Annotated in this window: 12 protein-coding genes; 1 reads left to right on the forward strand and 11 read right to left on the reverse strand. The window is 44.4% G+C overall.

What is annotated here, in order from left to right; genetic code table 11:
• Positions 1-18: 18 nt before the first annotated feature.
• The 8 genes from UB32_RS17920 to UB32_RS17955 form a co-directional block, all read right to left on the reverse strand.
• Positions 19-744 (reverse strand): GNAT family N-acetyltransferase, encoded by a 726-nt coding sequence (locus UB32_RS17920; protein ID WP_044396397.1) that lies wholly within the window; start codon positions 742-744, stop codon positions 19-21.
• 11 nt (positions 745-755) lie between these two features.
• On the reverse strand, positions 756-1,385 hold the full coding sequence (locus tag UB32_RS17925; RefSeq protein ID WP_044396399.1) for a sugar transferase: 630 nt from the start codon (positions 1,383-1,385) through the stop codon (positions 756-758).
• Between the two features lie 13 nt (positions 1,386-1,398).
• Positions 1,399-2,616 carry a DegT/DnrJ/EryC1/StrS family aminotransferase gene (locus tag UB32_RS17930; protein ID WP_044396401.1) on the reverse strand — a complete coding sequence of 406 codons (1,218 nt, stop codon included), beginning with the start codon at positions 2,614-2,616 and terminating at the stop codon, positions 1,399-1,401.
• Between the two features lie 578 nt (positions 2,617-3,194).
• Complete coding sequence (gene galU, locus UB32_RS17935) at positions 3,195-4,079, reverse strand: UTP--glucose-1-phosphate uridylyltransferase GalU (RefSeq protein WP_044396403.1); 885 nt, start codon at positions 4,077-4,079, stop codon at positions 3,195-3,197.
• A gap of 90 nt (positions 4,080-4,169) precedes the next feature.
• The gene (locus tag UB32_RS17940) at positions 4,170-5,990 is read right to left on the reverse strand and encodes a polysaccharide biosynthesis protein (protein ID WP_044396405.1); all 1,821 of its coding nucleotides are present in this window, start codon (positions 5,988-5,990) and stop codon (positions 4,170-4,172) included.
• A 308-nt stretch (positions 5,991-6,298) separates the two neighbouring features.
• Positions 6,299-7,063 carry a tyrosine-protein phosphatase gene (locus tag UB32_RS17945; protein ID WP_044396407.1) on the reverse strand — a complete coding sequence of 255 codons (765 nt, stop codon included), beginning with the start codon at positions 7,061-7,063 and terminating at the stop codon, positions 6,299-6,301.
• A 111-nt stretch (positions 7,064-7,174) separates the two neighbouring features.
• Complete coding sequence (locus UB32_RS17950; RefSeq protein ID WP_044396419.1) at positions 7,175-7,861, reverse strand: CpsD/CapB family tyrosine-protein kinase; 687 nt, start codon at positions 7,859-7,861, stop codon at positions 7,175-7,177.
• A 7-nt stretch (positions 7,862-7,868) separates the two neighbouring features.
• Entirely contained in the window at positions 7,869-8,618 is a 750-nt protein-coding gene (locus tag UB32_RS17955; protein WP_044396409.1) for a YveK family protein, read from the reverse strand.
• Between the two features lie 210 nt (positions 8,619-8,828).
• Between UB32_RS17955 and UB32_RS17960 the strand changes: the two genes are divergently transcribed.
• Positions 8,829-9,605 carry an SGNH/GDSL hydrolase family protein gene (locus tag UB32_RS17960; protein ID WP_044396411.1) on the forward strand — a complete coding sequence of 259 codons (777 nt, stop codon included), beginning with the start codon at positions 8,829-8,831 and terminating at the stop codon, positions 9,603-9,605.
• A gap of 62 nt (positions 9,606-9,667) precedes the next feature.
• Here the strand turns inward: UB32_RS17960 and UB32_RS20115 are convergent, their stop codons facing one another.
• From UB32_RS20115 to UB32_RS17970, 3 genes are all read right to left on the reverse strand, one after another.
• Complete coding sequence (locus UB32_RS20115; RefSeq protein WP_157841638.1) at positions 9,668-9,823, reverse strand: hypothetical protein; 156 nt, start codon at positions 9,821-9,823, stop codon at positions 9,668-9,670.
• Positions 9,824-10,079: 256 nt separating this feature from the next.
• On the reverse strand, positions 10,080-11,297 hold the full coding sequence (locus tag UB32_RS17965) for an efflux RND transporter periplasmic adaptor subunit (protein WP_044396413.1): 1,218 nt from the start codon (positions 11,295-11,297) through the stop codon (positions 10,080-10,082).
• 13 nt (positions 11,298-11,310) lie between these two features.
• Positions 11,311-11,973: a hypothetical protein gene (locus tag UB32_RS17970; RefSeq protein ID WP_044396415.1), complete on the reverse strand. Its 663-nt coding sequence runs from the start codon at positions 11,971-11,973 to the stop codon at positions 11,311-11,313.
• Positions 11,974-12,240: the final 267 nt, after the last annotated feature.

Below are 12,240 nucleotides of genomic sequence, written 5' to 3' on the forward strand. Positions count from 1 at the left end.
AAGATTCGGTAGAAATTATTAATAATTCCATAAATGATACACTTGGTGACACCCTACTTGTTTACAACCAACTTTGTGGTAAAAGTTAATTGCACCCAAGTTTCGTATTTGAGTACCAACTTTAATTTCTTTAACACCTTGTTGATGTGCTCCGTATTCTACTGCCTTAAATAGGCTAGTGCCAACGCCACCTTTAGTTTCTTTTTGTGACACAGCAATTAGCTCAATTACACATGCATTATCAGCATATGAAAATAGTAAAAAACCATTTATATTGCCCATTTCATCTTTAGATAATGCAAAAAACTTATCAGTCTTTCCAAAAGAATTAATAAGCCATTGTTGATAGACCTGATCTCCACCTCGTTTTACTAGTTCAGGGTCCTCTGTAAATTTCGAGAACTGGAAATCTGCTATTCCAATGACTTGATCATTCTTTTCTAGTGCTTGGTGTATTGTTACGTCTTTTGGTTTTTCATCTAAACCTAATAGTTTTTTCTCAAATTGTATATTTATATCTGCCAAAAAAGCTGAGGTATCTTTCCCAATTAACTGTGCATTTATGGGTTCAGAGTTCATATTCATGATTGAAATAAACTGATAATCTTTAAACCTAGTCTTTAATTCAAGCCATTCATTTAATGTAAGAGGTTTATGCAGAGTAGATTTAGCACTAGCAACACCAAAAAAGTCTGTATCCCACTTCAATTCATTAATGGTCGCTACATCTTCTATGTTTTTCATAAGAAATCCCCCTACATTCCTACACCTTTATTTTTGTTTGAATTAGTATTCTTTTCAGTAACAAAAATATCTTCACGTTTCAAAACTGATATAGCTGTTTTGAAAAATATTTTGATATCGAGCCACCAAGAAAGATGATCAATATAGTAAATATCATTTTGAATTCTTTCTTTCCAAGGCACAGTGTTTCTAAAGTAGGCTTGATTATATCCAGTAACACCCGGTCTTATTTCAAGCTTTCTTTCCTCGTTACCCTCATATAAGTCACGATGTTCTGGTAAGTCAGGTCTAGGACCAATAATACTCATATCACCCTTAATAATGTTTAACAGCTGTGGAGTTTCATCAAGACTCGTTTTACGGATAAACTTTCCTATCTTAGTTAATCTAGGATCATCCTCTGCATTAAAAGTTGATCCATCGTCATTTCTTAAGTCAGGAGCGTTTATTTTCATGGAACGGAATTTATACATTTTAAATACCTTTCCATCCCTACCGAGCCGGGGCGCATTATAAAAAATTGACCCTTTATCTTGAAAGTAAATAATTGGCCCTATAATAAATAGAATAATAAACCAAAATGGCAGGGCTACTAAAGCTAAGATAAAATCAAATATTCTTTTAAAGAAATTCTTATACATCTTGTAACCCACCTTAAACACCACTTAGTACTTTTTTAAAATTCTCAACCACATATTTTACATCCTCATCACTCAATAGAGTATGAAGCGGAAGTGTGACTTCATTTACATATTGCTTATAAGCATTTGGGTAATCGTGAATATCAAATCCTAAATTCTTATAAGCCGTAAACATTGGTAAGGGCTTATAATGAACGTTACATGCAACTCCAGCTTCAGCCATTTTAATAATAATTTCATTTCTCTGTTCTTCACTAATACCAGGTATTCTTACTAAATAAAGATGACCAGAGGAAGCAAAGTCCTCACAATAATGCTGCAAGCTTTGAATACCTAATGGTAAAAGTGCTCGATCATACATCTCAATAATCTCCCTACGTCTTTCCAACAAACCTTGGTATCTATTAAGTTGTATTAATCCAAAACCGGCCATAATGTCAGTCATATTGCATTTGTATGCTGGATAAACAATGTCATATTCCCATGCACCTTTTTGTGTTTTGGCAAGTGCATCTTTTGACTGGCCATGAAGGCTATACAACATGAACTGCTTATATAGCCATACATCATCTAAACCATTATCATTTCTCCAAACAACCGCTCCACCTTCAGCAGTTGTAAGATTCTTTACAGCATGAAAAGAGAAGCAAGTAAAATCAGCAACTTTCCCACATTTCAATCCTTTTCTCTCAGCACCAAAGGCATGAGCAGCATCCGTCATAACTATTACTCTATTAAATAACCACTGAATTTCATTGTTAGGCTTAAACAGACCTTTCTTACTTTCTACTATTTCATATATAGTATCGTAATTACACATCTTCCCTGCTATATCAACAGGAATGATTGCCTTAGTCTTTTCTGTAATTGCATTAGCTAGCTTTGAATAATCCATTTCAAACGAATCCGGAGCTGTATCAATTAGTACAATTTTCGCTCCTACATGTTCTATAATTGAAGCAGATGCCGTATAGGTATAAGCTGAGGTAATGACCTCGTCACCTGGCCCTATTCCTAATATGCGAAGAGTAAGCTCCATAGCAGCTGTTGCTGAGTTTAAACAAGCTGCTTTATTTACACCTACATATTCAGCTATTCTTTTTTCAAATTCTTTAGTTCTAGGTCCCGTTGTAATCCAACCAGATTTCATTGCCTTTATTACTTCTTCAATCTCCGCATCAGTAACATCTGGAGGAGAGAACGGTATATTCTTTAACTCTGTATCAATCAATTTAATTAGCCTCGCTTTTTCAAATTTTGACTTGAAGTATTTAAGATCATTTTTAGTTTGCTAGGACTTAATTGGAATTCTTTCTTCTTTTTCTTATTCCAACCAACTACTAACCTACTAAAAAAGTCATCTATAATAGATAGCCACCTCGTAATATCTTATCAATATACCAAGCAAATACAAAATAGATATTTGCTCATCTAGCACTCTTTACCGAGTTTCTTCATATACCATTCAATCAATCTATAATTCTCACTAAAAGCGTCTCAAACCCTTATCCCTCAAGGTTTCTAACGTTCAATCTAACTACGATACTCAGTTCCCACTAATCATTCAATCCAATCTTCCAAGAAGAGGCCGAAAGGCCTAAATAAACAACAAACAATTCATCCCCCAAAAAAGGGCCGCAAGGCCTGGGCCAAAAAATCCCACCCATATCCCCCTCACAACCCCAACAAAAAAGGGTCAACATATAAATTCTGATATTACAAGAAAAGGCCGAAAGGCCTAAATCAACACTGAACAACTCATCCCCCAAAAAAAAGAGGCCGCAAGGCCTAGGCTAAACCACCCAACAATCACTGCCCCTTCTTCTCCCTCCCAACAACCTCCACAAGATACTCAAGCAAATCCGCTCTTAATTCCTCATTCTGCAAAGCAAACTCAATCGTTGTTGTCACAAACCCAAACTTCTCCCCAACATCATACCGCTTACCCTCAAAATCATAAGCAAATACCCTTTGAATCTGATTCAACTTCTGAATCGCATCAGTCAACTGAATCTCACCACCAGCACCCGTTTCCATCTCATCCAAAAACATAAAAATCTCCGGCGTAAGAATATACCTACCCATAATCGCTAAATTCGATGGTGCCGTCCCAGGAGCAGGCTTTTCCACAAAATTCTCAACCTGATACCTTCTCCCGCTCTGAACCGAAGGCTCCACAATCCCATATCGATAAGTTTCATCATCCGGTACCGGTTGCACTCCGATTATGGAAGAATGAGTCTGGTCAAACTGATCCATTAGCTGGCGCAGACATGGTGTTTCGCTTTGTACGATATCATCACCAAGCAAAACGGCAAACGGCTCATCACCAATAAAATTACGCGCAGCCCAAACAGCATGCCCCAAACCCTTTGGTTCCTTCTGACGAATATAATGGATATCAGCAAGATTCGTAGAATACCGCACCTTCTCCAGCAAATCCAATTTACCCTTATCCATCAAATTCTGCTCAAGTTCATGCGCAATATCAAAATGATCCTCAATCGCCCGCTTCCCTTTTCCTGTCACAATGATAATATCCTCAATCCCAGAAGCAATCGCCTCTTCCACTATGTATTGGATCGTCGGCTTATCAACAATTGGCAACATTTCCTTTGGCATCGCCTTAGTAGCCGGCAAGAACCTAGTACCTAGGCCTGCTGCCGGGATAATTGCTTTCCGCACCTTTTTCACTAAAAACTCCCCTTTCTTAATGAAGCTCGAGCTTCAAAACCGAAGGTTTTGCTTATCAAAATCCCCAAATAAAACCAAACGCCATCCCCCCTACTTCGCGACCAAAAACACGCGATTTTTCTTGCGGTTGGCGAGGTTGATCACGTACTCTTTCAGCTGGGTTGCGCTAAAATGTTCAAATTGTTGCAGCAGGAACTCTACTTCTTGCTCCTGCTCCAAAACAGCCCTACCAATAAAGATCTTCGGATAAATCGGCTCAGGATGAATCTCCTTCTCATTCAGCAGCTCCTCAAACATCTTCTCCCCAGGACGCAGCCCCGAAAAACGGATAGAAATCTCATCAGTAGAATAACCCGAAAGAGTGATAAGATTTCTAGCAAGATCAACGATTTTCACTGGCTCGCCCATATCAAGCACAAAGATTTCTCCCCCGCGGGCCAATGATCCAGCTTGAATCACAAGCCTGGAGGCCTCTGGAATCGTCATAAAATATCTTGTCATATCTGGATGCGTCACCGTCAGCGGTCCGCCGGCTTGGATTTGCTTTTTAAACAGCGGGATGACACTGCCTCTGCTTCCGAGTACATTGCCAAATCGTACGGCGACAAACTTTGTTTCACTAGCCTGATCCAGCTTCTGGATAATCATCTCGGCAATCCGTTTCGTCGAGCCCATTACATTCGTAGGGTTCACAGCCTTATCAGTTGATACAAGCACGAAAGTCCCAACGCCAAATGTGTCTGCTGCTTCGGCGACATTCTTCGTTCCAAACACATTATTCTTCACAGCCTCACGCGGGTTGTCTTCCATCAAAGGAACATGCTTGTGAGCAGCCGCATGATAAACAACAGCCGGAGCATGTTCTTCCATCACCTCAAACATCCGCTCCCGGTCCTGTACATCACCAATAACAGGCACAATCTCTATCTGTTTCCCGTACTGGTTTCTTAATTCCATATCAATCGTATAAATGCTGTTCTCTCCGTGGCCAACGAGCACCAATTTTTCCGGCTGGAACTTGCAAATCTGCCGGCAAATCTCCGAGCCAATTGACCCACCGGCTCCTGTTACAAGAACCGTTTTAGCAGAGACATACTCCGATATCCCCTCGATATCGAGCTTGATCGGATCGCGGCCTAATAAATCCTCGACTTCGACATCGCGAAAGCTGCTGACTGCTACTTTGCCCATCATGATGTCTTCGAGCTTCGGCATAATTTGCGGCTTGATCTTCGTCTTGGAACACTCTGCGACGATCGTCGCCAGTTCTTGCTTTTGCAGCGACGGAATCGCAATCACAATTTTATCAATTGCATATTTCTCCATCACTGCGGCAATATCCTTGCTCGTACCTGCTACCGGGATGCCGAGGATTTGCAGTTTGTATTTTTTTGGATCGTCATCAATGAACGCTGCCGGCAGCAGCCCTAAATCACGGTTGTTCTTCAGTTGCCTTGCCACCACCGTACCGGCTTGTCCAGCACCGATAATCAGGACATTCGTCATGATTTTCTTCGCTTTTATAAAGCGGTCGCGGGTAATCCGCCACCAGAAACGGCTGCCGCCGATCAGCAAAACGAGCAATGTCCAGGTGCTGAAGAGCACGCGCCCGTATACTTCGTAGCTCATGATGTATTGGAATAAGGTCAGCATCAACACCGAGAGCGTCACCGATTTGGTGATGCCAACCAGCTCGCCGACACTGGCGTATTCCCACGCTTTGTTATACAACAAGAACATCGACGCGAATACATGATGGCAAATCAACAGCACGAGCGCACTACTAACAATATTTTCGTATCGTACCGTTTCAAGTGATGGATGCAGTGGGTTATAACTAAAATAGACTGCGGCAAACACGATCAGTGAATCAAGTCCGGCAAGTAACAGCAAGCGTTTGTGGTAGCTCATCGAAATCCCCCTAGTAAAGTAAACTGAGCCAAATTATTTTCGGCTAATAATTTTCGGCTAATAAAATAACTACCTAATGAAAACACATGTGACATGACATGGGTTTTCATTAGATAGTTAGCTTAAGAAAAAAGAAAATAAATTGGGCATCTAACCCGTCCTCACATCATGCTATCGACAACTCCCGTGTCTAAGGCCTGCTTATAGAAGCATCCCACAGCATGATCGAGTGCCTCCGTGGGTAACGGACAGGAGGCATCGCCGGTCATCTCTTGCTGACAAAGTAATAGGCTAAAGTCATGTTGTCATTAGAAGAGTCCAAGGAATTTTTTCTTTTTGATGCGCTGCGGTACTTCTTTGTAAACGTTTTTGTCCCTTACGAGCAGCTCGGCATTTTCTCTGAAAAAATAGACCATATCAACACCGTAGCAGGTATCGATATCGTGATAGGCTTCCGTCATATAAAAGGCGCGTTTGTTTGTGTTATGGGCATCAGAGGCAATAAAATGAGCCAGGTTTGCTTCGATCAACTGCTCGGAGAAGGTTTTCACCCTTTTTCCGAATCGTCCGCACACACTCGCCGCCGTTAATTGCGAGAGCGCCCCGTTCTTAATCAGCTGATAAAGGATGTCGGGACGCTCGATGATTTCCTGGTTCCGTTCCGGATGGACGATGACCGGGATCTTTCCGTTGACCTGGACATCATAGAGAAGCTGATCGGTGTACCTCGGCACATGGCCGGCCGGCAGCTCAATGAAAAGATAGCGGCTAAAATTCAGCGTACTGACTTCTCCAAGCGTCATACCAGTTACCAGCTCCCCGTGGATCGCCGGTTCCTGGCCGGGGAGGATATGGAGAGGTATTCCCTCGGCTTTTAAAACTTCATTCAGTTCATCCGTCTTTTCGATGATTGCTTGTTTGCTATTTTCATAGCGGCCATTTTTATGGTGGGGTGTCGCAATAATTGTGTCGATTCCTTCATCCACCGCAGCGCGGGCCATTTCGACGCTGTCTGCCATCGTTTGTGCCCCATCGTCGATTCCTGCTAGTATATGACAATGCAAATCAACCATCGCGCCACCTCATTTCCATATTTTTGTCACATTTGTAGTACTTTTCTAATAGTACCATTTATTATCCGAATGAGAAACGGGGAGATTTTGCCGGTTTTTGTCGAATTCCTGTTATTTGTTGCCATAATAGTAATAATAGTCAGAGCTTTGCAGCTTCTTGTGGTTTAAGACGACGCCGAGCAATTTGCTTTTCGCATTTTCCAAAAGCTCTTTCGCCTTTGCGGCTCCGTCCATCTCTGTCCTTCCGCTGTAGACAACAAGAATCGAGCCATCGCATTTATTGGCCAGCACCTGTGCATCCGTTACCGCAAGCACAGGCGGTGTGTCAAAAAGAATCACGTCGAAATGCTCTCTCGCCTCTAGGAGGAATTGGTTCATCGCTTTTGAGCCGAGCAGCTCGGCTGGATTTGGCGGAATCGGCCCGCTTGTCAAGATTCCGAGATTGTCAATTTCCGACTCATCGACTGCCTCGACCAATTGCATTTGCTTCGACAATACCGATGTCAGCCCAAACGTATTCGTGAGATTGAATGTATAATGAACGGTTGGTTTTCTTAAGTCGGCGTCCACGAGCAGCACTTGCTTTTCCTGCTGTGCGAACACGACTGCCAGGTTCGCTGCTGTCGTCGATTTCCCCTCGGAAGGACCAGAAGATGTCACCATGATCGCCTGCATGTCCTCATCGATCGACGAAAATTCGATATTCGTTCGGATCGTCCGATACTGCTCCGAAATCGGCGACTTCGGATCCAAAAAGGTGACGAGCATTCGCTTCGTGCTAGCCATTGCCTTTTTCATCTTATTGTTAAGAGCCAAAAAACTCACCTCTTGTTCTTGTTTTTCGGTCGGTACGCCGTTTCCTTATATCTTCGAGCTTGGACTCCTCAATGACGGAGATGACCCCAAGGATCGGCAGTCCGAGATTCTTTTCGACATCTTGTTCATTTTTTACCGTATTATCCAAGTATTCCAGCAGGAAGGCTAGTCCGACACCAACCATCAGGCCGACCACCATCGCGATCGCAATATTGAGCGTCGGCTGTGGCTTGATCGGAGCCTGGCCCTCGGCTACTTCTGCTTTTGCCAAAATATTAATATTATCGGCCTTCATGATGTTTTCGGTTTTGAAAACTTTCGCAATCGTATTGGCAATCGCTGCGGCCTGATTCGCATCTTCATCTTGGACCGAAACATTCATCACCTGCGAGTCATTTTCGCTGCCGACGGTGATCTTGTCGCTTAACTGCGCAGACGTCATGTCCAAGTTCATTTCGTCAATAACGAGATCCAGAATGGCCGGGCTTTTGATGATGACATTGTATGTGTTAATCAGCTGGAGGCTTGCCTGAAGCTCCTGAGGATTGTAGCTGTAATTCCCCTGGTCCATGTTTGATTTATTAATGAGAATTTGCGTTGATGCTTGATAAATCGGGGTTAAAAAGAAAAAACTGACAATCCCGCTTACCGTTACTGCAGTGAAAGTAATTGCCAGAATGAGGAGGATTCGTTTCCTCAGCGTTTCCAATAACTCTTTCAAACTAATCGTCTCTTCCATTTTGCCCTCCTGAACATGTCAAAAAAGTGAAAATCCTCTGCTATTATAGCATAAGCCCTTGTGTTCTCTGGCGATTCTTGTCATAATCTTAATGAAATTGTAATCTTTCCTCATTCTATCATCTTTGCATTTTTTAATCTGTATTTTTTGGGGGATTTTTTAAATTGGGATATATTACACATTACCTTTGAAGGGGGAAGAAGCACCAAAATGAAACAATGGAGCATTCTTATTCTTGCGATCGCATGTGCGGCAGTTTTGTGGCTTGGAAATCAACAATGGAAGGAGAAGGTGCTAGTAAAAAGCGATCCGACGAGTGCGGCGACGACTCGGGGAACGACAGAACAGCTGCCTGATAACGAGCAGGATCTGACTGCCTATTCGAGCAATTGGCCGGAAGCGGCGCAAACGCTTTTCCAACGCGCAGTTGCCGAAGAACGCAGCTTCAAAATCCTCCTCGCTGGCTCAAAAGCGTTAGGGGAGAACGACACCGGCTGGGCCGGCCAATTGGCAACGGAACTAAAACAAACGTATGGCGAGGCCGTCGACGTTAGCGTCAAAAGCTATGATATGACCTCGATGGAATTCATCCAGGCTAACAAGCAAGCCGAATTAGCTGCCGAACAAGCGGACCTCGTGTTGCTCGAGCCGTTCATCTTGATGAATAACGGCGAAGTCACCAACGACCAAGCAGCGGAGCATTATTCGCTGATCATTGCCGCCATCCTCGCAGCGAAGCCCGATGCAGTCGTCCTGCTCCAGCCGGCGAATCCGCTATCGAATGCCCGGTTTTACCCGAGACAGGTCGAGGCACTTAAAGCGTATGCGGACACGAACGGGCTGGATTATTTGGACCACTGGCAGGCATGGCCGGAAACGGAAGCAGAGCGGCTGCAGCTTCTCGCCGACGGAGATCCAAGCTTTCCAAACGAAGCCGGCCATAAGCTTTGGGCGGCCTACTTGATTGACTATTTCATCGCCAACTAGCAATCTACCTGAACAGCAAAAGGGTGACTCCGCATTCCGAGTCACCCTTTTCTTACTGTGAGTTATTCATGTATGGCCTTTAAATCAAAAATCAAATCCTCGATTAACTTTTGAATCGTTATTTCCTTGCTATTCGTCCCTTTTTCAAACGCCCTTTTCATCACATCGAAAAAGAGCTCCTGATTCCATTCTGCCGGTTTATCCTGAGTATCCATCATTAAGTCCTCCATTGCCTCTACAATGACCTTATCATTCTAGCGGAAAATTGTAAATAGATTTCCATCTAAAGTCATTGTTGTCTTTCGCCTTGTCCGCTCGGACGAGTCCCTCGCCGCTTGCTTCGCTAGCTTTTGATTTACTTTATGCAAACCGGACGCAGCCGGTGACTCCGTTCGCCTACTGAAACGGCCAATCTGTCTTACATCTACCACCGTCCCAACCCGGCAAAACCCCTACAGGAAATTTTCGCTAGCCTTATTTGAAAAATCCGACGAGGATTTGCTTGAACAACTGGCGATTTCCTGCTTCCTGGAATGTGTTTTTGCGCAAGGAACTGAGCTTCAGCTTGCTGAAAAACGGGCTGTCCGCTTGCTGAACGTTTTCCGGTTCGCGGACAAACCGTTCCCCCGGCTTGGCTCCCTGCTTCACTTCGGTCATCCCGTCGACTTCTAATCCCTTGGTGATGCTGCGTTTTTCGATCTTCCCGCTTTCGTTCAATAAATAGATCGTCCCTTTCGAGATCGCCGTCTGCGGAACGACTGCGGCATGGACGACCTGGTTGGTGACGACGGACACATCGACATGGGTGCCGTGGACGATTGTTTCGTCTTTCAGCTCAAGCTGAATTTCAAACGGAAACTGGCTTTCCTTGTTTACTGCAGGGTCGGCTTCAGGATGGGTGGCAATTTTCGTGACGGTGCCGCCGATTGCGCCTTTGAGCAAATCCGCTTTCACATATGCGTCCATCCCTTCCTCTACCTTATTCAAATCGCTTTCGGAAAACATTCCTTCAACCTTTGGCGTCGCAGATATAATCGTCATGATTGGATTATTCAAGTCATAGTGAATTTCTTTTACTGAGCCGGCAACCTCGCTGCTTGCTTCAAGCTTGCCGCTGCTATCATAGGCAGCGATCTGCTCCTTGTACTGGTCGATTTCTGCTTCGACGCGGCTTTTTTCCAATTGCTTGTCATACATTTCCTTCTCGATCGAGACGGCGAGCAAATCATTTGTCGGATCGGCTGTGATTCCGTCACCGGCAACCGGTAGCGAATCGTCCGTCGTCGCATCCGATACGGATTGCAGATAGGCAAGCTGTTGAATTTGCTCCTCCAGCAATCTCGCCTCTGTTTCGAGCTTGTCCGCCTCCGCCTCGAGCCTCGCCAGCTCGTCGTCGATCGCAGCGGAAGAATAGTCAAAAAGCGGCGTTCCTGCCTGTACCTCGTCGCCTTCTTTTACGAGGAAGCCCTTGAACTCGGTTGATTTAGGATCATAATAGACGTGATGCTCCGTCTCGGGTGTGACGACCCCTTCGGCATGGAGCGTTTCCGTCAACGTCTGCTTGCCGATTTCCGCCCAGTTCTCGATATAGGAGGAGCGCATCGCTTTGCTGTCCTCCTGGAGGGCAAGATAGAGATTGCCCGCTCCAACTAGCATTCCGGCGGTCACCAGGATGGCTGTCTGCTTTTTCATCCGTATTCCCCCTTTAAAGGATATTTTCCATTCGAATGAATGAAAGAAGCGCCACAAAAATCCAGATGACAAGCTGAATCGCAGTCACCATCAGCAGGATCAGCTTCGGATTTTTGTCGGTCATTGCCGTTACATACTTGTATTCTAGAAAAATAGTCCAGATTTTAAAGATCGATAGATTGGCGAAAAAATAAATAAGCCAGTCATTTCCGGTTATGTATTGTGCGATGATCCCTAATGAGAACGGGGAGCTGATCTTTGTCAGCCCTAGATAGATCGCCAGCGGCACGAGCAACAGCTTTTCCAAAAGCAGGATTGGCATCGTGAACAGCTGGATCGCCAGCAGCCGCTTGTACTCCAAATCGGTCAGCGCCCAGAAAAACAACGCAGGCAAAAACAGCATCGTCGCACCGAAAAACAGTCCCTGAAGAATTTGCCCTACCAGGAATAATGATTTCGTCATTTCATATTCTGCCCGCGGAATCGCGGCAAGCTTTCTGGAAAGATACTCGGAGTCGACCCCGTAATAAGCGCTAAACCCGAAGATCAGCCCGCTCAGCAATATCCATACAATCGTTTTTTTCCAGACACCCGGAAACCGTTCTGCATCTCTTAGTTTATACGTATAGTAGCGGTAGTGTAACAGTCCGCGAAATACTTCGATTCGATTCTCCATCTCTATGCCCCCAGATTGTCGTAGCTTGTCTGCCTTCTATTTTAGCGGAATCGCTGCCAATAGGAAACGAAAAACCATTTCCGCTACAAAAGTTAGACGATAAGTCCCGGAATTTCGTTTCATCTCCATTCCCCCCTCCTCGAATCACTATTTTTTGGGTATAATAAGAGAATATGTTTTTTTATTAGAAAAGCGGAAGCGCCTGTTCAGCCCCGACAAGCGCTGCCCGCCTATAACGCCACGTCCTGTGGCTGGCGGGACTAGCAC

It is taken from the genome of Mesobacillus subterraneus (assembly GCF_000934845.1).
GTDB lineage: Bacteria > Bacillota > Bacilli > Bacillales > Cytobacillaceae > Mesobacillus > Mesobacillus stamsii.